Annotated in this window: 24 protein-coding genes; 14 read left to right on the top strand and 10 right to left on the bottom strand. The window is 36.1% G+C overall.

From position 1 onward, the window contains the following. Positions 1-183: 183 nt before the first annotated feature. From PQ459_10335 to PQ459_10290, 10 genes are all read right to left on the bottom strand, one after another. Positions 184-879, bottom strand: coding sequence for an ABC transporter ATP-binding protein (locus PQ459_10335; protein ID WDF45294.1), 696 nt, complete (start codon positions 877-879; stop codon positions 184-186). After that, positions 873-2219: a DUF3526 domain-containing protein gene (locus PQ459_10330; protein ID WDF45293.1), complete on the bottom strand. Its 1347-nt coding sequence runs from the start codon at positions 2217-2219 to the stop codon at positions 873-875. The genes PQ459_10335 and PQ459_10330 overlap by 7 nt, the downstream gene beginning before the upstream one ends. Next, positions 2220-3665: a DUF3526 domain-containing protein gene (locus PQ459_10325; protein WDF45292.1), complete on the bottom strand. Its 1446-nt coding sequence runs from the start codon at positions 3663-3665 to the stop codon at positions 2220-2222. It abuts the gene before it with no gap. Between the two features lie 1300 nt (positions 3666-4965). Continuing rightward, positions 4966-5265: a hypothetical protein gene (locus PQ459_10320; GenBank protein ID WDF45291.1), complete on the bottom strand. Its 300-nt coding sequence runs from the start codon at positions 5263-5265 to the stop codon at positions 4966-4968. Between the two features lie 185 nt (positions 5266-5450). Continuing rightward, positions 5451-5681, bottom strand: a complete 231-nt coding sequence (locus PQ459_10315) for a hypothetical protein (GenBank protein ID WDF45290.1) — start codon at positions 5679-5681, stop codon at positions 5451-5453. A gap of 4 nt (positions 5682-5685) precedes the next feature. After that, positions 5686-6090: a hypothetical protein gene (locus PQ459_10310; GenBank protein ID WDF45289.1), complete on the bottom strand. Its 405-nt coding sequence runs from the start codon at positions 6088-6090 to the stop codon at positions 5686-5688. 204 nt (positions 6091-6294) lie between these two features. Then, positions 6295-6444, bottom strand: a complete 150-nt coding sequence (locus PQ459_10305; GenBank protein ID WDF45288.1) for a hypothetical protein — start codon at positions 6442-6444, stop codon at positions 6295-6297. A gap of 11 nt (positions 6445-6455) precedes the next feature. Further along, complete coding sequence (locus PQ459_10300; protein ID WDF45287.1) at positions 6456-6944, bottom strand: hypothetical protein; 489 nt, start codon at positions 6942-6944, stop codon at positions 6456-6458. Between the two features lie 2 nt (positions 6945-6946). Next, a complete protein-coding gene (locus tag PQ459_10295; protein WDF45286.1) occupies positions 6947-7357 on the bottom strand; it encodes a hypothetical protein in 411 nt (136 codons plus the stop codon). A gap of 120 nt (positions 7358-7477) precedes the next feature. Then, entirely contained in the window at positions 7478-8284 is an 807-nt protein-coding gene (locus tag PQ459_10290) for a S24/S26 family peptidase (GenBank protein ID WDF45285.1), read from the bottom strand. Positions 8285-8459: 175 nt separating this feature from the next. Here PQ459_10290 and PQ459_10285 point away from each other — a divergent pair, with 175 nt between their 5' ends. The 14 genes from PQ459_10285 (at position 8460) to PQ459_10220 (ending at position 20674) form a co-directional block, all read left to right on the top strand. Beyond that, a complete protein-coding gene (locus PQ459_10285) occupies positions 8460-8729 on the top strand; it encodes a hypothetical protein (GenBank protein ID WDF45284.1) in 270 nt (89 codons plus the stop codon). Between the two features lies 1 nt (position 8730). Beyond that, the gene (locus tag PQ459_10280) at positions 8731-8940 is read left to right on the top strand and encodes a hypothetical protein (protein WDF45283.1); all 210 of its coding nucleotides are present in this window, start codon (positions 8731-8733) and stop codon (positions 8938-8940) included. A gap of 4 nt (positions 8941-8944) precedes the next feature. Then, positions 8945-9118 (top strand): hypothetical protein, encoded by a 174-nt coding sequence (locus PQ459_10275; GenBank protein ID WDF45282.1) that lies wholly within the window; start codon positions 8945-8947, stop codon positions 9116-9118. 12 nt (positions 9119-9130) lie between these two features. Further along, entirely contained in the window at positions 9131-11140 is a 2010-nt protein-coding gene (locus PQ459_10270; protein ID WDF45281.1) for an AAA family ATPase, read from the top strand. Further along, positions 11140-11367, top strand: coding sequence for a hypothetical protein (locus PQ459_10265; GenBank protein ID WDF45280.1), 228 nt, complete (start codon positions 11140-11142; stop codon positions 11365-11367). The genes PQ459_10270 and PQ459_10265 overlap by 1 nt, the downstream gene beginning before the upstream one ends. A gap of 20 nt (positions 11368-11387) precedes the next feature. After that, a complete protein-coding gene (locus PQ459_10260) occupies positions 11388-12317 on the top strand; it encodes a recombinase RecT (GenBank protein ID WDF45279.1) in 930 nt (309 codons plus the stop codon). Beyond that, positions 12317-13060 carry an MBL fold metallo-hydrolase gene (locus PQ459_10255; protein ID WDF45278.1) on the top strand — a complete coding sequence of 248 codons (744 nt, stop codon included), beginning with the start codon at positions 12317-12319 and terminating at the stop codon, positions 13058-13060. Before PQ459_10260 ends, PQ459_10255 begins: the two co-directional genes overlap by 1 nt. Before the next feature lie 2 nt (positions 13061-13062). Continuing rightward, positions 13063-13275: a hypothetical protein gene (locus tag PQ459_10250; protein WDF45277.1), complete on the top strand. Its 213-nt coding sequence runs from the start codon at positions 13063-13065 to the stop codon at positions 13273-13275. A gap of 5 nt (positions 13276-13280) precedes the next feature. Beyond that, a complete protein-coding gene (locus PQ459_10245) occupies positions 13281-13958 on the top strand; it encodes a hypothetical protein (protein WDF45276.1) in 678 nt (225 codons plus the stop codon). Then, a complete protein-coding gene (locus PQ459_10240) occupies positions 13951-15441 on the top strand; it encodes a DNA cytosine methyltransferase (GenBank protein ID WDF45275.1) in 1491 nt (496 codons plus the stop codon). Before PQ459_10245 ends, PQ459_10240 begins: the two co-directional genes overlap by 8 nt. Positions 15442-15451: 10 nt before the next feature. Continuing rightward, a complete protein-coding gene (locus PQ459_10235) occupies positions 15452-17641 on the top strand; it encodes an SNF2-related protein (GenBank protein WDF45274.1) in 2190 nt (729 codons plus the stop codon). A 26-nt stretch (positions 17642-17667) separates the two neighbouring features. Then, the gene (locus tag PQ459_10230) at positions 17668-17928 is read left to right on the top strand and encodes a hypothetical protein (protein ID WDF45273.1); all 261 of its coding nucleotides are present in this window, start codon (positions 17668-17670) and stop codon (positions 17926-17928) included. Between the two features lie 111 nt (positions 17929-18039). After that, a complete protein-coding gene (locus PQ459_10225; GenBank protein ID WDF45272.1) occupies positions 18040-20037 on the top strand; it encodes a DEAD/DEAH box helicase in 1998 nt (665 codons plus the stop codon). Then, a complete protein-coding gene (locus PQ459_10220) occupies positions 20024-20674 on the top strand; it encodes an ASCH domain-containing protein (protein ID WDF45271.1) in 651 nt (216 codons plus the stop codon). The genes PQ459_10225 and PQ459_10220 overlap by 14 nt, the downstream gene beginning before the upstream one ends. Positions 20675-20677: the final 3 nt, after the last annotated feature.

The raw sequence follows: 20677 nt of genomic DNA, 5'->3' as shown, positions 1-20677 counted from the left end.
AAAGCCTTTTCATCTAAAAACAGTGTTTAAAATTAATCAATCTGAAAACCTTTCGATTCTATTGCAGACACCCTGAAAATTTTTTGTTTCTATCAGTTCATCACTCGGAGACTGACAGCCTATTGGTTCTACGGGTGATTTATAAAAAAAAGCCGCTTGCAGGCGGCTTTGTAGCTATAGTCATTATATAGTTTTTAAATACAATTCCTGCAGTTCGTCTGCAGAAAAAGCCTGTGCCTTTAGATTTTGAACTAAAACACCATTTTTCATAATTCCGATATTGGTTGCGATACTCACCGCATTGAAAATATCGTGAGTCGCCATCAAAATGCTTTTACCCATCTGCCCCAACTCTCTTATAATCTCTGTAAACTCGGCGGTCGCGATCGGATCCAGACCGCTTGTTGGTTCATCTAGCAAAAGGAGATCGGCATTTTTAGCTAGCGCAATGGCTATTCCCACCTTTTGTCTCATTCCCTTCGAGTAGCCACCCAGCATCTGGTTATGAGCATTGGTCTGAAGTCCTGTCCGGGATAGAAAATTGGATAATTCGGCCTTTGAATATTTGAAACCTGCTATCCTCGAAAAGAAATCCAAGTTCTCGATCCCGGTCAAATTGGGATAAAGCAATACTGTTTCAGGAATATAAGCAATGTCTTTTTTGATAAGTTCAGGAGATTGTTTTACCGAAACACCATTGATGAATGCATCTCCTGACGTTGGCTGTACCAGACCTAAGATGATATTGATCGTCGTACTTTTACCAGCGCCATTCTGACCCAACAACGCGTAGATCTCGCCACTCTTAACTTCAAGGTTCAAAGATTCAAGGGCTGTGAAATCATTATATTTTTTGTGAAGATTGATTGTTTTTAACATAGTTTTCTGTATTTGAACTGTGATAAGATTAGTAGTAAAAAAATAAGCGAAATGATCGGTAAGAACATTTTTAAAATATCAATTCGATCCGAAGTTTTAAAATCTTCTACCTTCAAAGCATTCCAGTCGATGGTTTGCGATGAGGCACCAGAAAATATAGGCGTGTAAAATGACAATCTTTTGTTTTCGTGGAATGCTCTCAGTCCTTCAGCAAATTCCAAATGGTTCTCCATTCCCGTTTTTGCTAGAGCACTTGTTGCTAGCTGCAATTGGATGTTCGGAAAAATGTAGCCTAGAAGAGAAGCTGCCTCATTACGCATTTTCATTTTTTGCCTGTAGTTTACTGATGATCTTGAAGATTCCAGATCACCCATATGTTGCATTGCATAATACCAGACCCAACTGGAACTGGCGGTCTCTTCTACCTTATAATTTTTGTATTGTGGATAGACTTTGTAAAATCGATCCATCGTCGGCTTTTTAGCCTCGTCCCATTTCGTATGATATCCTTCACGCTGTTGCATTACGGCATCCAAAGACTCATTGACCGGATAATTCTTTTGAATGATGATATTGCTGCTCATAGGCACAATAAAATTCATTCCGACCCAAACAACAAGAAGAATCAGGGCGTTCTCTCCAGAGGATCTTCTGAAACTAATGATCCATCGGCATAAGGCAAACCAAAACGAAAGATAAAGCCAGCCAAGTGCAGCAAAAGCCAAGAAGTTCGCATCAATTGGTATATTGACCCAAACCTTCGCGATGATCAGCAACAATACATAGACTGCGGTGATCGCCATAGATCTTATCAACATTTTTGCATCTATCAATTTTCCAAGATTCTTACTTTGTACGGACAAAAGTTTCCATCTGCCACTCTCCTCTTCCTCCGAGATCATATTAAAACAAAAAGCGATGATGATCAATGGAAAGAGAAAAACCAACACAAAACTGAAGTCGAAATTTCCAGCCGCAGCATTTGCAGGATTGTAGAAATCAGAATTGTAGCGTTGCTCTTCCAAATTTCTGATCGTGACGCCCTGTATGGATGGATTGATATCTCTCAAGCCAATATTCAAAGCTGACAATCTTGGTGTTTCGTTTACCAGATTGAATTTAATATAATACAGAATTAATCCAAGATCGTCACTGTGGTATTTCACGGTCTTGTCTATGCTCTGCTTTTGATAAGAAGCACTTTTCGCGATGATATCCTGGTTCTTATCAAGGAATTTTTTGCCAGTGTAGATGGCCATTAATCCAGCAAAAAACAAGAGTAAGAGTGAAAGTATATAAGCTTTGTTACGCCAAAACTGTTTTAATAAATAATTGTTCATTTAGATGAATTTTAGGTTTCTGGATCTTATCTCAATGGTACACGCACAGGCGATCAACCAAAATATAAGAATTCCAAAAGGTATTATCTGTTCTTTGATCGTTTCGCCAACCTTGGAAAATCTGTACTCGAAATCTGTGAATTCCTTCCAATGGTCACTGTCTACCACAGCAGCAGGTTGCCCAGATGTTGGTTTGATGTTGCTTATATTTTCAATTTGAAGGTCATTGAGATGTTGCGCCATTTTATAACGGTATTGCTCGGCTTGATCTTGAAAACGCTGATACGTTTCAAAATCTGTCCCGGCAGCCGTCATAGAATAATTTTTGACAGCTAGCAATGGATCAACAAAACCAAATAATTCCGAAAATCTCAATTGATTGATGTATTGTCCCTGCAGATCTTTTTGATGCCTTGTGTAGATCTGAGAACTCATCTTCTCTCCTTCTTTCATGATAAAACCGCTGTAATTAAATGGTAATTTGGCCGTCTCGTCCACATGATATCTTTTTAAAAGCGAGTCTTTTATTTTTTTAAAATGAGGATCATCCGGATTATGGCTATCACCAGATTTTATAATTTCTTCTTCCAATGTTGTCTCAAAAGCGATTCGCGATGGTGTCGGAAAAATATTTTGCGCTGCAAACTGCACTGTTTTCGGCAGGAATACAACCAACAACAACCAACAACCGATCGAACTTACCAAAGACAAGGATGAGGTTTTACTGAAGGATGAAATGATCACAGTAATAGTTGCAATGAAGAAATAATACATAGTATAACTAAGCAAGACCATGATTACCCTAATTAAGATATCCACCCACATAGAAGGCTCTGCTAGCACAGCAAATATGTAAGCCACAGGAATTAAAGGCATTAAAAAATAAAGAGAGGATTGCCAAAGTCCTAGGACTTTTCCCCACAATATGTCTCTCGCCGAAGCACCTTGGAGATTGAGAATTTTCAGAGTTGCACTCTCCTTCTCCTGAGAAACGAGTGCATAACCAAAGAAAATGATGATCAGTGGCACCAGGGTTTGAAGGATAAAAGCACTGTTAAATGAACCAAACCGAACAAGAATGCCTGAGCTTCCTGCTTCAGAGATATTGGCTGTATTTTGTTTATGCGCTTCCAAGAAGATGACATTTCCGAGAAAATCATCCAGTCCACTGTCAAAGATACTGAGCGGATGTGCTGACCTGAATACGAGATAACCGTAATGGGCCATCCGGTGTGGATGTTTATCCGGTCTGTGTTCCCAGTTTTCCCGTACTTCCTTCCTGTGGTGTTGTATTTGGGAAATCTGATCACGGTATTTTGTAAATGCCAAAATGATGCTCGTGGTGCAAAATAAAAAGACCGTTGCCAAGATAATGCGACTTGCCTTTCCCTTTAGAAGATCCTGCCGAGTTTTCCGGACAATTAGTTTTAATGTTGAATTAAACATTGTATTGAGAATTTATTTGAGATTAATGATGACCCTATAAAGCTTCTCGTCCATTTCAACTCTTTCCAAATCAATATCTGACAGATAGAATTACATAACTCTATACGTGACTATCAATCCCATACGATTGTACAATTGCGGGAAATAAAATGATTAAGATTTGAAGTTGCGCGGATGAAGCTTCATAGGTAAATGATCACAGAACGCGTGATATGTAACAAGGATTGCAGTAAGGTCTTTACCTAAACTGCTGGAGAGAAAGATTTTGGTGGTGCCCGTGAACTGAAAAAATCCAAAAGACAATCATACGACGTGGTCTTCTTTTTTGGAATCTCACTATTTGTCGCATCTTGTAAAGAAAAAGCAATGCTTAGGTTTTCTGGCATGATCACATTATGCATATGCATGTGAAGTGCGCATTGACAGTGGTCGCCTTGTGAAAACTTAGCATCCTGATCACTCTTGCCTTCCTTTTTAGTAGTCCTATGGCTTTCTGCGTGGTTTAAATGTTCTATGCAGGTGCTGATGCCACTGACATTGTAAAAGAACATCAGTACCAAGGAAAAAACCAATAAGCCTCGAAGGAGTTTTTGCATAGTTATGCGGCAAAAATACAATTTATTTTGGATCTACATTACTAATCTATTCCAAGGATGTAATATTTAGAATCTAGTGTTCTGATATATGTATCAATTAAATTCTCACTAATCAGTGTGAGGATTTATTTTTATTCTGCTCCCTTATCGGCAAAGATAGACTTTTAATATACGAAAAACCACATAGTTTTTTTGCTAAAAATGACAAATCTGCTAGTGTAAAAATTTAGGTTTTTAATCCTTTACAACTGTGAAATTCTCTCTAAATCTTCCACCAAATATTTCGATATTTCTTCGGTTGTGGGGTACAAGACCGTATTATAAATTCAAAAATATTGAAAAGAGTTTTGGTTAAATCATTTACCATTTAGAATTTTCTGCACTAAATCACTGTGAATTTGTTCTATCGAACTACTTTCATTTTGTAAAAGCCACCAATCAAGTAATAATAAAGCATTAATATATTCATCAACCAGAATTATATTAAAAGGGAATGATTGTCTTTCAAATGGAGACTAATTACAAAATTAGATAATCTTAAATGTGTTACCTATGTGTTACCCACTATAATAAAAAAAGCACTTACAGACTGTAAGTGCTTGATTTAAAGGGTGGTCCCACCTGGGCTCGAACCAGGGACAACCTGATTATGAGAGAGACCCTACCTAAAGAAATGGCGGTTTTATGCGGTTTACACGTGTTTTTTATGTTGTTTCTTTTGCTTTAATGTTACGTAACGTTACGTTCGATGTTACGCCAGTTTTTCTATACATATTCTCGGAAAGACCGAATACAAAGTTCATATCTACATTGTAGATCTCTCCTACTTTTTGGATTTGCTCCAGAGTGAAATGATAATTCCTATCCGGATTTTTTTCTGAGTTTCTGATTTTGCTAATGTTCTTTGGGTTCAAACCAATAGATTCAGCAAACTGATAGTTCGTGATTTTGTTGAGCGCTTTTTGATGGTCCGCTATCTTCAGTATGTTTTGGTCTGGATTCATAAAAACGTACATTGTACTTTTTTTTAGTTATATTTGTTAAAAATTCAGATGCTTATAAAATTTGATCTATCGAAAACAAAAGGTTTAATTGACAAAAAAATCAATCGTATTAATAGGATAATTTTAGCTGGGAAAACTATTTCAAAAAAGAATAGAAAAACAATTAATAGGATGATTGAAAATTCTCATCCAAAAAATTCTTTATAAATATCTTTTATTCTTTGAAAAAAATATTCCTGTACATCGTCAGGATTTTGATCTGTGGTAACTTTAAAATCTCCTACTGCAGATATGAAATCTTTGTAATCAGAATATTTTTTACCCAAATCATCAAGTGAGTTTCCATATGAATTTCTTAAAAATTGGTTTTGTGCTTCATTTAAATATTCGTCAATTTTTCTTTTATAATCTTCCATAACCTTATAAAATAAATTTGTTTGCAATAATTAAAATCATCATAATAAATGTTACAAGTAGCGATAGTAGCCACATCCCTGATATTATTAATAGTATTTTTACGATTCTTTCTAATTCTATATCGAAATCTTTTGAATAATATTTTTGGCCTAATACACCCAGTAAAAACGGCTCAGTACCTAAAGCGAGAAAGCCGAATATTATCGAAACAACGATCGAAATACACATGCAACCAAAAAGCATCGTGTTATTTCCAATACCAGACGTCTGCACATCAACAGCAAATAAAACTCCCAAGAAAGCCGAAAGACTTGTTGTAACTAACTTGATCCACCCTGTATAACTTTCCGTTATTTTGAATGTTCTATCAGTGTCATATCTTTTTTCATCAATCGATATTCCCTCCATAAATTAAAATGTTATATGATTAAAATTGAAACTGAACGCTTTCCATCGAACCGGGTCAAAGGTCAATTTGACTCTATCACGAGGTATTATTTTTTAGGAATTTTATTCTACAAAAAAACAATAGAAAACATTCCTGAAAAACATTCATCCAGTAACACTATTCCTCGAATGAGATTTCCTCCGGCCCCTCCAGAAATAATCTAGTTATTGTTTGGGTCTTGGCGGCGGCGGAGGTGGCGGATTTCTATGTGAAGGAATATTATTCCCACCTTTGCCAGGATTACCTCTATCAGGTTGTGAATTGGGTCTATTTGGTGGTGTGTTCGGATTTCTTGGACCTTCTTGCTTAGCCATAATTTGTATTATTATTTGAAGATGTTATTAAAATATGTTGTGGTTTCGTTCTCAGATCTAGTGTGTATTTTTGCATTTGCCTTTCTAATTACCTCATTGACCACTTTATTAATATCCTTTTCAGATTTTACTATCTCGTAAAACTGAGTTTTTGCCTCATCATCATCAATGTTATAATTATAGTGATCATACCAAAGATTCTCTAACCTATTGTAATATTCAAAATAGAAATCAATAATTTTTTCTGATTTTTCAAATACTTTATCGTTAGGTAACATCTCAGTACCAATTAATTTTATAAGAGACATTGCTGCAACTATAAAACTTGTAGCTAATGGTAGATCTTTCCAAAAGGACCAACCTAGAACACCTGATGCTGAGAAAAGTAAAATAAAGACGTTAAACCATTTATTCACTTCCCTTTGTTGTGAAAGATAAAATTTGCAATAAATGCCTCGGTGTTTGGCTTGAATCATTTCATACCAGATTCTATCTCTCATAATTAATATTTAGCTACAGGTAAATTTATATAGACGTACACCTTATCTTTATTTAAATAAAATACACGATTTAAGGTTGTATCTTTTCCTTCCAACGCATAAGCTTTTACTCTAGTAAAATCATTCTTTTTATCATTATTGAATGCTTTCAGAATACTGTCTTTTTCTCTTAAAATAGACCATTCACTATCATAATCTGCTGCTTGATGATAATAAGGAAGATCTAATTCTATTTTTTTTATATATGCTGAAAGTGCCCTTTGCGCAGTCGTCTTGTTACTTTCAAATTTAATTGAGTTTAAGTCCACATCCTGTAATTGGCTCAACTCATTTTTCACAATCGATTCTTCTTTGCTGAATTTATTACAGGAAACTAATAATAGAACAAGCGTAATTAATATTGAATTTTTCATAATTATTAGTTTTGAAATTTATCTACAATAAATGCAATCAATAAGATCAACGCGATACCAATTAGATAATATGGTATTCTACTTTCAATATTAAAAGGACTTCTCATTTGTGTTTTTATTTTAGATATTCCTGTCAATTAGTTTTCGTACAATCAAAATTTTACTGACCGTTTTTAAGTCTAGTTGAAAATCCGGATAGTTCTTTTTATCTTCATTATCTGATGAACACCAAAGAACATTGTCTTTATAAATAATTCTTTTGAAGATGATACCTCTTTCATTATCCCAGATACAGTAGATGTTTTTTTCTTTGAAAAAATTATTTTCGAACCAAAACATACTACTTATTTCTTCACATCGCAGCCAGTCTTTAGGTTGAATTTTTGGAGGCATTGAATTACCATCAACTTCAATAGTATAGAAAATACCTCGATATTCAGGTTTAGTTCTTATTAATCTCTTTTGAAGTTCTCCAACTAATTCATCAGGATATTGCTTTGAGGCCAATCCAGCCTGACCTTTAATTGGTACTATATATTCAATCGCATCTACTAATTCATCGTTTTCAATGACCTTTGAAGTAGGTTCATTTTTAGATTTCTTCATCCGCTTTGCTTGAGCCAACAAATCTTTGATTGGAGGATTTATAGGTGTAATCGGTTCCGGAATATGTGATATAAATTCTTCGTTTGTTAGAGTCTTATTATAACCTGAATTGCTAATTAAAGTATCATTTTCATATTTACTTTTTATATAACTAGTGATTGCATTTAACGTATACAATTGAGGCTTTTTAGTCACTCCATCAATTATTTTTTTAACTCCAGTTACAGCAATTCCCAAATTATTTCCAATCTCATATGCTGTCACATTATGTTTTGAGATCAATTCGAGGGTTTCCTTCAATAGCAACTCTTTATTTTCCATAAAGTTTTCATTCTGGTTTTCAACTACTTAAATAATAGTTATATAATTAGTGTTATATTAATTTGTTTATATTATATCACTAGTGTTATATTTGTACAACTTATTAACACAAAGGTAAACAAAAAAGCAAAACGCAGTTTACGGGAATCCGTAAAACACTAAAATAAATAAGATTATGGCAATACAATCTGGAAAATTTATCGACAAAGATCTCTCCGATTACTTGAGAGAATTCACGTCGAATGATGATCAAATTGATCTGAGTACTGACACCGTAAGCAACTACACAATTCGTGAAGTAATGATGAGACGTAGAAAAGTGACAGAAGAAAACAGACCTGTTTTTCTCAAGTTCATTCGGAGAGCTATTGACAACGCAGACAGTAGAATTATAAAATCTACGAAATGCAAAAAAGATCTACTTGAACTTTTAGACACTATCTGATATGGGAGCGAAAAAACCAATTACTCAAAAATCAGTAGAGAAAATGCTTTCTAAAGTAAGAATAATGAAAATGAATGCTGCCAATCTTGAGGCGGAATTAATAGATCTTCTCAGCGGTGTGGGAGCCGCTGAAGTAGATCGAAAAGAACTTGACAGACAAAGGTTTGTCGCAAACTTTCATAAAAATTTAGTCGTAAAAAATAATCCTTAAAGCAATGAGAAAACTTATTAAAAAAATCCTGAAAGTCATCACTTGGCCAATTCTAAGAGTTGACACGACACCATTCAATGATAATGGTCGAGATCTTCAATACTGTACACTTTACGTGTTATGTATTCCAATGTTATCACGGATCTATTATCCAAAAAATCAAATCATAACAAGCTAATAACCTAAAGCAATGAGCACAATTATTCTAAAAAAAATGATCCTTGTCAACTTCAAGGGCGTTAGAAATCTTACTATCGATTTCGATTCAAACACAAACATCTTTGGTAACAACGGGACCGGGAAAACTACAATCTTCGATGCATTCACCTGGATGCTTTTCGGAAAGGATTCCACCGACCGTAAAGATTTTGAGATCAAAACACTTGACGAAAATAATCAGGTCATTCCAAAGATCGAGCACGAAGTATATGGTGAGATCCTGGTAGATGGAAATCTAGTCACCGTAAAAAGAACCTTTCGTGAAAAGTGGGTAAAAACGAAAGGTGCATTGGAAGCCGAATTTTCAGGCAATGAAACTTTATACTATTGGAATGAGGTTCCTTTATCAATGAAGGAATACGGAAATAAAGTAAGTGAAATCCTTGATGAATCAGTTTTCAAACTCATTACATCACCTTCTGCATTCAATGCTTTAAAATGGCAGGATAGACGTAATGCATTAATAAAAATTGTTGGAGATATCTCCGATAAAGAATTGGCTGGAAGCAACTCTGATTATCTTGATCTACTTTCCCAGCTGACAAACAAAACGCTGGACGAATATAAAAAACAGATCCTTTCTACCATCAAGAAGATGAAGGATGACATCAAAATGATTCCTACCAGAATTGATGAAGTTGAGAGAGGTAAACCTCAACCGGTTGATGCTGAATCTGTGAATGCAGAAATAGCTTTAAAAGAACAAGAGATTATCAGTATCGATAATCAGTTGCAGGACAAAGCAGCTGCACACGATGAAATCACGCAAAAGAGAAATGCCAATCAGGATGAAATCTACAGATTAAAGTCCGCACAAAATGCGATTAGATTTGAGATTTCAGAAGCTGCTAAACTGGAAAACAAATCTGATACCTCAAAGGCTGATGGTTTGAAAAGACAAATCAACGAAAAGGAACAAAACGAACTTCTTCCAGCTCAACAAAAACTTGCTCGATTAAAAACTGAGAAAAAAGATCTTAATGCAGATATTCAAAGATATGAAACGGCGATCATTGGAAAGCGTGAAGAATGGAATAATGAAAATGCAAAGGTTTTCACGTTCGATGATGAAAATGCTACTTGTCCAACTTGTGGACACGCCATTGAGGCAAATGATCTTGAAGTAAAAAGAAAAGAACTTCAAGAAAAATTCAATACCGACAAAACTGACAGACTTGCGCAAATTTCGGCTGAAGGTAAAAAGTTCGCCAATGCCAATGTAGAAAATACAAATGAGTTGGCAGGTCTTGAAACTAGAATCACATCCGGTGAAGAATACATCAAAACATTGGAAGGCCAGATTGCTCAACTGAGAGCTGATCTTGTGATTGAGAATTCAACTACTAAAGAAAGTGTTCCTTTGGACGTGATCATTTCTCAGAAGTTGGAAGGCCATTCTGAATATAAGTCATTGGCTTCTGATATCGCAGAACGCGAGGCAAAAGAATTCAAGCTTCCAGAAGGTGAGGATAACTCAGAATTGAAAATTGCCAAAGCAACTCTACAGAATGAAATCTCAGACCTTAAATCGACACTTCAAGTAAATTCTCTGATCAAAATTGCAAATGACAGAATCACAGCACTTCAAAGTGAGGAATCTAAACTAGCACAAGAAATATCCAACATAGAGAAAACACAATACATTATCGACAATTTCATCAAGTTGAAGATCGACACGATCGAATCTAGAATCAATGAGAAATTCTCTTATGTGAAGTTCAAGCTTTTCGAAACTCAGATCAATGGTGGTCAGATTGAATGCTGCGAGGCTCTAATCAATGGAGTTCCATTCTCCGATGCCAACACTGCCAGTAAGATCAATGCAGGTATCGATATCATCAATACGCTTTGCGAATTCTATCAGGTATCCGCGCCAATCTTCATAGACAACCGTGAAAGTGTTGTGAAACTAATTCCAAGTGAATCACAGATCATCAACCTCATCGTCTCAGAAGATGATAAAAAACTTAGAGTATCATAATGAAAAATAAAGGATGGGACAATGAGGATCGTAGAAGATATTACGGTCTCAGAAAAGGTGATAAAATCAAAGTTTTTAGTGTTGATGGAAAGTGCTGGGGCGAAAGTGTGGTTTTGAATTATGTCGTAGGTAACAACAATGCGGTGATAATCGAAAACATAAAAGGGAATCCAATTGAATGGGTTGCTGAATGGTGTGAAATAATTACAAAAATAGAAGATCAATAACAATTAAAATTCATAATAAAATGGAAAACCAAAACACTCAAGTAGCGGAAAACAAAAGTACGCAGGTAGCAAAAGTCCAAAAAGAAATTACTTCACAAGTACTATCCAAAATCAACACATTTCAGTCAACTGGAGAATTGAAACTACCAAATGACTATTCTCCAGAAAACGCATTGAAATCAGCGATGCTAGAACTTACAGAAACTAAGAATAATGCTGGAAAATATGCACTAGACTTCTGTACACAAGAATCAATTGCTAATGCACTTCTTAAGATGGTGGTTTGGGGATTATCTCCAATGAAAAAGCAATGTGATTTCATAATGTACGGAAACAAACTTAGTTGTGATATCGAGTACACCGGAAACATCGCACTTGCGAAACGTTTCGGAGGCCTAAAAGACATTACTTCCAATGCTGTTTTCAAAGGTGATGAATTTGTTTTTGAAGTTAATCCGGAAACCGGAAAAAAGAAATTAATAAAACATTCTCAGACTCTAGAATCTATGGGTTCGAAGGATGTTGTAGGAGCATACTCTATTCTTGAAATGAACGATGGTTCAAAATATATGGAGGTGATGAGTATGCAACAAATTAAAGATGCTTGGAATCAGGGCGCGATGAAAGGTAATTCTCCAGCACACAAAAATTTTCCTGATCAGATGGCAATCAAAACGGTTATTAACCGCGCTTGCAAACCTCTTATCAGAACTTCTAATGATGCAGTGCTTTACTCTGACGATGATGGCAATGGTGAAAGAACAATCGATGTAGTTGCAGAAAATGTAAAGCACGATATCAACACCAACGCAAATAAGGAAGTTCTAGGTTTCAAAGATATCTCTGATGCTGAAGTTGTGGATGAAGTTGTAGAGAATGGTAACGACAACAATGTCGCTACCATTCCTGAAACAGTTCAAGAAACTGCAACTGAAGGACCTGGATTCTAATGATGAAACTGAAAGTTATAGGCTCCGGCTCTAAAGGAAATGCTTACCTGCTCGAAAATGAGCAGGAAGCGCTTCTAATCGAATGTGGAGTAAATATCAAGGAAATTAAAAAAGCAGTCGATTTCAACGTCTCAAAGATTTCCGGATGTATCGTAACACACGAACACGGTGACCACGCCAAAAGCATCACTGAGGTGTTAGGATCTGGAATCAATGTCTATGCAACCAAAGGAACCTTTGAGAATACGAAAGCCGGATTAACAATGAAATCATCAAGACAGATCGTGATTCCACAAAAAGGAGAATTCCAAGTTGGCAATTTCAAAGTGATGAGCTTTCCAACCATCCACGACGTTGCAGAACCTTGCGGATTCCTGATCTATCACAAGGATTGCGGCGTGACACTTTTTCTTACAGATACGGTTTATTCAAACTTCAGATTTTCCGGACTCAACAACATTATCATCGAGGCCAATTATGACAACGAGATAATCAATGAGAAGCTTGGAGATAAGAAGTTTTTGAGAGACAGGATATATCAATCTCATATGAGTCTTGATACGTGTTTGGAATTCTTGAATGCAAATGATCTATCGGCCGTGAATAACATTGTACTGATTCACTTATCAGACAGCAATTCACACGAGATCAATTTTGCAAAGAAGGTTTCTGCAATCACAGGAAAAACAGTTACCACCGCTGATGGTGGAATGACAATCAATTTTAATAAAACACCTTTTTAAAAATGGAAAACGGGGACAAATTAATTCACAGCTTCAATGATTCCGAGCATTCACAAGGTCACTTTGAAGGATTAACGAAAAGAGAATATGTAGCGATCGCAGCAATGCAGGGATTTATAGCTTCTAATAATGGACAGTCTCCAGAATACCTAGCTAAAAGATCTATTCAATCCGCTGACGAACTACTAAAACAATTAGAAACCACTCAAAAATAATTACAATGTCAATTAAAATCACAAACGCAAAAATCAAAAGTCGTCTTTTCCTTTCCTATGGATATTCGGTAAAAGAAAATAATATTGAAAACAAAATCCCGACTTGTTCATCAGATGCTCCAATTCACGAAGATCTGGAAAGAGCATTCGACAATCTAATACCTCACTTTATAATCATCACAGAAGAATCTGAGATCACAGATAAATTGAAAAAACTAATCACCAGACCGGACAATGAAGATTTTGTACTTCCCGAAGACATCGAAAAGAAGTACAAAGTGACTGGAATCTCAATTTCAGGATCCGAGGATAATGAAGGCGTGACAATCTCAGGATTGAAATTCCTTAAAACTGGCAAGTCAGTTTCATTCAATACTCCAGATAAGAAGTTCGATGATGAGGAATATGAATTCACTGACGAACTCTATCAGGCTGTAGAACATCTCAAAAGTGAGGTCCTGGAATATATGGACGGAAAGCACGGAACTAAGATGGTGGTTGGATCCTTCAATTTTGAAGAAGATGATGAAGACAATGACAGTTTCAAACTTCCTGAAGAAAACTTGGAATCTTTTGCGGAAACCTTAAAAAATAATATGCCTGAAGGTGTGACTGTTGAGGTTTCCGGTTCTTTTGATGATGATGCAGATGATTTATCAGATATCATTGGAAAAGATGAGTAAAGAGATTACTCTGATTGATCTGTTTTCCGGCATTGGCGGTTTCGCACTGGGTCTAAAAAATGCCGGATTTAAGATCGTCAAACATTACTTTTCAGAGATAGACCATCATTCAATAGCTAACTATAAAAAGAATTTCCCAAATGCAGAATACATCGGCAATATCAAGTTTATTCAGTCCAGAGATTTTGGAAGAAATGTCGCTATCGCATTCGGATCGCCTTGTCAAGATTTCTCAATGGCTGGAAAAAGAAGGGGTTTGGGCGGCGAACGAAGTAGTCTTATCGAGTATGCATTGTCCACAATTATTGACGTCCAACCAGACTTTTTTATCTGGGAAAATGTTAAAGGCGCATACAGCTCAAACGATCGCGCGGACTTTTGGGCAATTATCAAAGCCTTTGCCGACCTTGATAATTACAGATTCGAAAAACAACTTGTTAATACAGCATGGTTATTACCCCAAAATCGAGAGCGGATTTACCTTGCTGGACATCTTGCAGGACGAAGTAGGCCCGGAATATTTCCTATCGGACAAAATGATTTCATATCTGACTTCCAGAAAGGATCAGAAAAAGGACAATCACAAACCCAACATCTTGCAAAAACACTTACATCCGGAACTGCACCGGGAATGAAAGCTACTGATAATTTTATATCAGCTCCCAAAATAGCAGGAACATTAACAGCTGGCGGAAATTCTGGCGGGCTTCATTCAGATATGACTTTGATTGATATGAATGGTAGAAATGTGAATGTTGCTGATAACTGCATAACCGGAACTATAGATGCCAATTATTCCAAAGGAACGGAAACTAGTTATGGCGCCAGACCATTTATTCAAGTGGGAGCAATAAGAGGTCGTAATCCGGATAATCCAAAAAGTAGAGAATCAGGATTACCAACTGAACAAATGTTGGAAATTAATAAAGAAGGGATTTCCAATACTTTGACTTCTGTACAAAAAGATAATGTAGTAATAACTCAGATACCAGGAGGAAATAATAAAGGTGCAGATTTTAAAATATCGCCTACAATTTCAGCTAACGGATTTGAGCATAATAATCATTTACAAATTGGCACGTGGAGGACTCATAAAGACGGTCAGGGATTTAGAAAAGTATCTGATGATAATTGTCCGACAATTCCAGCTAGAGCTAGAGAAGATGGCAGCGGTCAGCCAGTAATTTCAATTCAAAACTCAATTAGAAGATTGACTGAAATAGAATGTGAAAGACTTCAAGGTTTTCCAGATGACTGGACAAAGTACGGGATGTATTTATCAAAAAAAGTTCACAATTACATCTTTGGCAAAAAGAAAAAATGGAGAACTGTGAAAGCCGAAAATGCACTTTTTGTTCACGCGATAAATCATACAAAATTGATAGAAAAGAAAATTCCTGCAACCGCGCGATATAAGCAATGTGGAAACGCAGTTACTGCAAAGATGGCTGAAACAATAGGTAGAAGGATCGAACTATTTTAAAACTAAAGCAATGAGTTACGAACAATTTATAGAAAGTAAATCAAAGAAAATTATTGAAACTGGATTTGAGATTTCGGAATCAGTACTCAATTCTAATCTTTTTGATTTCCAAAAATACATAGTCAGAAAAGCTTTGAAAAGTGGGAGGTTCGCTGTTTTTGCTGATTGTGGTCTTGGAAAAACCTTGATGCAGTTGGAATTTGCGCATCAGGTTGCAATCTTCACGCAAAAACCAGTACTGATACTTTGTCCTTTGGCTGTAGCTGGTCAAACGATCAAAGAAGGTGAAAAGTTTGGGATTGATGTTTACAAATATGATAACGAAGTTTCTCCAGGAATAAATGAGCCGGACATTTTCATTGTGAATTATGAACAACTTGAAAAAATTGACACTTCAGTATTTTCCGGAGTTGTTCTGGATGAAAGTTCGATTCTGAAAAATTTCACTGGAGCTTACAGAAATCTGATCATTTCAAAGTTCGAAGAAACACTTTTCAAATTAGCGTGCACTGCTACTCCTTCTCCCAATGATGAACTGGAAATAGGAAATCATTCCGAGTTTCTTAATGTAATGTCATCTATGGATATGAGAGCAATTTTCTTTACCACTGACAAAGAAATCATCAAGGGAAACAAGTTTAGGATAAAAAATTACGCTGTCAATGATTTTTACGCTTGGATAAATAGTTGGGCGGTGATGTTATCAAAACCTTCTGATCTAGGATTCAAGGCTGAAGGATACGATTTACCTCAACTTAATTTCTCAGAAAAACAGATTGAAACCAGCAAAAGAGATAATGGAAGATTGTTTAATGACCATTCTATTTCTGCCACTGATTTTAATAAAGAACTGAGATTCACAAAAGTTGAAAGAATGGATGAAGTTGCAAAAATCGTGAACAATTCATCTGAAAATTTCATCATCTGGATCAAGCATAATGAAGAAGGTGAACTACTTAGAAAACTGATTCCAGAAGCAATTGAAGTCAAAGGATCCGACACTCAGGAATTCAAAGAAAAACATCTATTAGGTTTTGCAAAAAATGAGTTCCGAGTTCTAATCACAAAAACAAAAATTGCTCAATTCGGATTGAATTACCAAAACTGCAGAAATCAGGTTTTTGCATCATTAGATTTTTCTTTCGAAGGTCTATATCAGGCAATTCGCCGGAGCTACAGATTTGGCCAAAAAAACGAGGTTAACATTTATCTCATAACTACAGATACAATGCAGAACGTAATCGAAAATATTAAAGATAAGGAACAAAAATTCAAAAATATGCAAGAAGGTATCATTAGAAACTTGAATTACAAAAAAGATTATTCAGATCATGAAAAATCTGAAACAGTAATTACAGATAACTACACTCTAATTATGGGAGATTGTGTTGAAGAGACCTCCAAAATGGAAGATGAATCAATCGACTATACTTTTTTCAGTCCACCCTTCGGAGCGCTGTACGTGTTTTCAAATAATCCAAAGGATATGAGTAACGTCTCCAGTGATGATGAATTTATGCAACATTTTAAATTTCTGATCACAGAATTATTCAGAGTCAGCAAACCTGGATGCTTAGTCTCACTTCACATAATGCAATCTACTACTCTACTTGGAAAAGATGGATTTTACAGTATCAAAGATTTTAGAGGTGAATTAATCAGAGCTTTTCAGGCTGAAGGTTTTTACTTCCACGCTGAAAATATGATCAGAAAAGATCCGAAAACCGCCGCCATCAGAACCAAAAACAGACAACTGATGCACGGAACCACCAAAGTTGATTCTTCAATCGTACGACCCGGACTGGCTGATTATATCATCACCTTCAAAAAGCCAGGAAAAAGACACACTCCAGTTCAAAACAATATTCCTTTTGATCTATGGTGCAAAATTGCAGAACCAGTATGGATCGATGTTGAAGAAAGTGATACGCTAGAATTCAGAAGTGCAAAAGATGATAAGGATGAAAGACACTTGACTCCGACTCAGTTGACTCCAATCAAATGGTGTTATTTGATGTGGGTAAATAAAGGCGAAACTGTATTTTCTCCATTTTCGGGTATTGCATCTGAAGGTGTAGTGGCGATCGAAAACGGAATGAAATATAAAGGTATTGAACTGAAAAAATCATACTTCGATATTTCTGTCAAGAACTTGAACAATGTAGTAGAGAGTAAAAATCAACTTCAACTATTTGTGTAATGAGAAAGCGGACTTCAAAGAGGGAAATGGATAACCTTTCAATCTTCTGTTTTTTAATGTACAGAGATGGAAACACTCTGGAAAAAATCGGAGAAATGATCGGCCGACACCACGCCACTGTAATCAATCACCTTGAAAGATATCATGATAGAATACAGGTTCACAAAGGTTTCAAAAAAACATTTAATGATTTCAGGATTGCTGACTTTGTCGCGAACTACAAAGAAAGAAAAATATATCTAGAACCTTTGACCGTCGCCGATGTAACGCACTTTTTAATACACTAAACAAAATGAAAAAACTATTCAAAATCATAAGATCACTTTTCAAAAGTAAAGATAAACCTGAACTGGAATTACTTCCTGACAATCTGAAAATCCTAAAAACCCACTGGTAAAATGCAGATAGTAGAATTTACAAACGAATTCCACATTAAGACCGATTTCGGCCGGTGGAAAGATTTTCAGACAGAAAGAGTGAAAGCAATCTGCAAAGTCACTGAATGGACCACAAGCATCTTCAATGGATCGTACATCTCACAACCAAAAGTTGTAGATACGATCATCCTGGAGAAAAAGCAAATGGAAAACATCGGGAAACCATTCCAACATTCAAAAGATCGAGAATCAGTTGTTTTCAGAAAATGGGAAACAATTGCAAAATGGAACTGGGATAAAAAATGTTGGGTAATTCCAATTGCTTTTATGGTTCAGGTCTACTCTATCGGAAAACATTGCAAAGCTTCACACATTAAAATTGGTGAACAACTTCCGGAGCAAATTGATAAGGTTCCAACGCTTCCAGATTTAGCGTTTGATATTCCACTCAAAAAAGGTGAAATGAGACCTTATCAGAAGCAAGGTGTTGCGCGCGGACTTGAATTGAAAAAATATATCAACGGAGATATGCCGGGTCTTGGAAAAACACTTCAATCCATTGCAACGGTTTACGCTGCGGAACTTCAAGGGAATCTAACTTTTCCGTGTTTAGTCATTTGTCCATCAGCTTTGAAAATCAACTGGCAAAGAGAATTCGAAATGTGGACCGATAAAAAAGCAATGGTTCTCGATGACAAAGTAAAACAAACCTGGCATAGATACTACGAGATGCAGATGGCAGATGTTTTCATAGTGAATTACGAAAGCCTTAGAAAATTCTTTGTTTCAAAATATCCGAAAAAGGATGAGATGAGTAATGCTGGTGATATCGTAATGGATCCTAGAATCGATCTTTTCAAATCGATTATTATCGATGAGATTCACAAGCTCAAAAACACTAATTCTCAGCGCTCAAAAATAGCATTGAGGATTACTCATCAGAAAGAATACATCATCGGTTTGACTGGTACTCCAGTCGTTAATAAACCTTATGACCTCATCGCACAATTAGCGATCATTTGGAAACTAAAACGTTTCGGTGGAATCGAAGGATTCAAAACAAGATACTGTGAAGGCGGTTCCGGAGCTTCAAACCTAAAAGAACTGAATTATCTACTAAACAGCAATTGTTTTTTCAGACGTGAAAAGCACGAGGTATTGAAAGATCTTCCTGCAAAAGTTCGTCAGACTATCAATTGTGAGATCTCGAATTCAGAAGAATACAACAAAGTCGAAAAAGACTTCAAAAAATATCTTCAGGAAAGTGATGTTTCAGTTGCAGAAATCCGTAAGAAAATGCAGTCAGAGGTAATTGTTAAGATCACACTTTTACTTCAATTGGCCGCCAAAGGAAAGCTGGAAGCTGCTAAAGAATACATTGATGAAGTTTTGGATTCCGGAGAGAAGATAGTTGTTTTCTGCAAACACAAAATGATCGTAGATGAATTGTGTGAATTATATCCGCAAGCCGTTCGAGTGACAGGATCCGAATCAGTGGATCAGAAACAAAGTTCCGTGGATTCCTTCCAGAAAAACCCGAAAACGAATATCATCATCGGTTCACACAAGGCGGCCGGAGTTGGTCTGACATTAACTGCCAGTTCTGAGGTTCTTTTCCTTGAATTACCGTGGACGTTTGCAGATCTGGAACAATGTGAAGATAGATGCCACAGGATGGGTCAAGCGAGTTCAGTTAGATGTACTGCTTTGATTGGTGAAGGTACTTTAGATACTTGGCTTTACAATGATGTAATAATGACAAAAAAACAGATCGCTGATGCTGTAACCGGAGCTGATGATATAGTTCCAGTGAGTATGATCGATTCAATTATGAACGCTTTTAAAAAAATAGAAATTATGGAAATGTTCCCACCTACAGAACAAGAATTGATTGATATGATCGACGGTCTGAAAACCAGACTCGAAGATAATGCTTATCAAGAAGAATGGATTAAAATCCACGATGAACTTATGTTCAGAGAAAAACAACTTAAAGAAATTCAGGATGAAACCAATTAAAGCATTATCTATCAAACAACCGTGGGCATCGTTAATTGCTCACGGTATTAAAGACATCGAAAACAGAACCTGGAAAACTAATTTCCGCGGCCGGATATATATTCACGCTTCAGCGAAATGGGTTCCACAACCCAAAGGATTTACTACTTATGGTAAGATATACACCGATGAACAATGGAGATATATTATTGCAGAATATGAAGAATCTCTCACTCCAATATTGGTTCCTGTTAAACCTGATGCAGAAAATAACAATGAATTGCCACTATCTGCCATCATCGGCGAAGTTAATATTGTCGATTGTGTTATCAATCATAGTTCAATTTGGGCTGAGAAAACTGAAGGGGTTTTGGCAGGTAATCATTTTTTTTACGAAAGACCAATCTGGAATTGGGTTTTGGCAAACGCTGTATTATACGAAAAACCAATCCTAAACGTCAAAGGAAAGCTTTCTTTTTGGGAACCGGCAATTGATATCGCTGAATGCATAGGATGCTCCGAAAAGTTCGATTATGAAACTATGCAGCAAGATAACGCCGGTGAAGATTATTGTCCGGAATGCACCGCCGAAATGTTTCCGGTAATGAAAGCAGAATACGAGGAAATGGTTCGTAACGGTGAAATAGAAGAAAATTAAAAG

Source organism: Chryseobacterium sp. KACC 21268 (assembly GCA_028736075.1).
In the GTDB taxonomy this organism is placed as follows: Bacteria; Bacteroidota; Bacteroidia; order Flavobacteriales; family Weeksellaceae; genus Epilithonimonas.
This window is presented reverse-complemented; position numbering and strand designations above follow the sequence as displayed.

Coding starts and splice junctions, on each gene's coding strand:
- PQ459_10335 (WDF45294.1), bottom strand. CDS start 879: ATGTTAAAAACAATCAATCTTCACAAAAAATATAATGATTTCACAGCC.
- PQ459_10330 (WDF45293.1), bottom strand. CDS start 2,219: ATGAACAATTATTTATTAAAACAGTTTTGGCGTAACAAAGCTTATATA.
- PQ459_10325 (WDF45292.1), bottom strand. CDS start 3,665: ATGTTTAATTCAACATTAAAACTAATTGTCCGGAAAACTCGGCAGGAT.
- PQ459_10320 (WDF45291.1), bottom strand. CDS start 5,265: ATGAATCCAGACCAAAACATACTGAAGATAGCGGACCATCAAAAAGCG.
- PQ459_10315 (WDF45290.1), bottom strand. CDS start 5,681: ATGGAAGATTATAAAAGAAAAATTGACGAATATTTAAATGAAGCACAA.
- PQ459_10310 (WDF45289.1), bottom strand. CDS start 6,090: ATGGAGGGAATATCGATTGATGAAAAAAGATATGACACTGATAGAACA.
- PQ459_10305 (WDF45288.1), bottom strand. CDS start 6,444: ATGGCTAAGCAAGAAGGTCCAAGAAATCCGAACACACCACCAAATAGA.
- PQ459_10300 (WDF45287.1), bottom strand. CDS start 6,944: ATGAGAGATAGAATCTGGTATGAAATGATTCAAGCCAAACACCGAGGC.
- PQ459_10295 (WDF45286.1), bottom strand. CDS start 7,357: ATGAAAAATTCAATATTAATTACGCTTGTTCTATTATTAGTTTCCTGT.
- PQ459_10290 (WDF45285.1), bottom strand. CDS start 8,284: ATGGAAAATAAAGAGTTGCTATTGAAGGAAACCCTCGAATTGATCTCA.
- PQ459_10285 (WDF45284.1), top strand. CDS start 8,460: ATGGCAATACAATCTGGAAAATTTATCGACAAAGATCTCTCCGATTAC.
- PQ459_10280 (WDF45283.1), top strand. CDS start 8,731: ATGGGAGCGAAAAAACCAATTACTCAAAAATCAGTAGAGAAAATGCTT.
- PQ459_10275 (WDF45282.1), top strand. CDS start 8,945: ATGAGAAAACTTATTAAAAAAATCCTGAAAGTCATCACTTGGCCAATT.
- PQ459_10270 (WDF45281.1), top strand. CDS start 9,131: ATGAGCACAATTATTCTAAAAAAAATGATCCTTGTCAACTTCAAGGGC.
- PQ459_10265 (WDF45280.1), top strand. CDS start 11,140: ATGAAAAATAAAGGATGGGACAATGAGGATCGTAGAAGATATTACGGT.
- PQ459_10260 (WDF45279.1), top strand. CDS start 11,388: ATGGAAAACCAAAACACTCAAGTAGCGGAAAACAAAAGTACGCAGGTA.
- PQ459_10255 (WDF45278.1), top strand. CDS start 12,317: ATGATGAAACTGAAAGTTATAGGCTCCGGCTCTAAAGGAAATGCTTAC.
- PQ459_10250 (WDF45277.1), top strand. CDS start 13,063: ATGGAAAACGGGGACAAATTAATTCACAGCTTCAATGATTCCGAGCAT.
- PQ459_10245 (WDF45276.1), top strand. CDS start 13,281: ATGTCAATTAAAATCACAAACGCAAAAATCAAAAGTCGTCTTTTCCTT.
- PQ459_10240 (WDF45275.1), top strand. CDS start 13,951: ATGAGTAAAGAGATTACTCTGATTGATCTGTTTTCCGGCATTGGCGGT.
- PQ459_10235 (WDF45274.1), top strand. CDS start 15,452: ATGAGTTACGAACAATTTATAGAAAGTAAATCAAAGAAAATTATTGAA.
- PQ459_10230 (WDF45273.1), top strand. CDS start 17,668: ATGGATAACCTTTCAATCTTCTGTTTTTTAATGTACAGAGATGGAAAC.
- PQ459_10225 (WDF45272.1), top strand. CDS start 18,040: ATGCAGATAGTAGAATTTACAAACGAATTCCACATTAAGACCGATTTC.
- PQ459_10220 (WDF45271.1), top strand. CDS start 20,024: ATGAAACCAATTAAAGCATTATCTATCAAACAACCGTGGGCATCGTTA.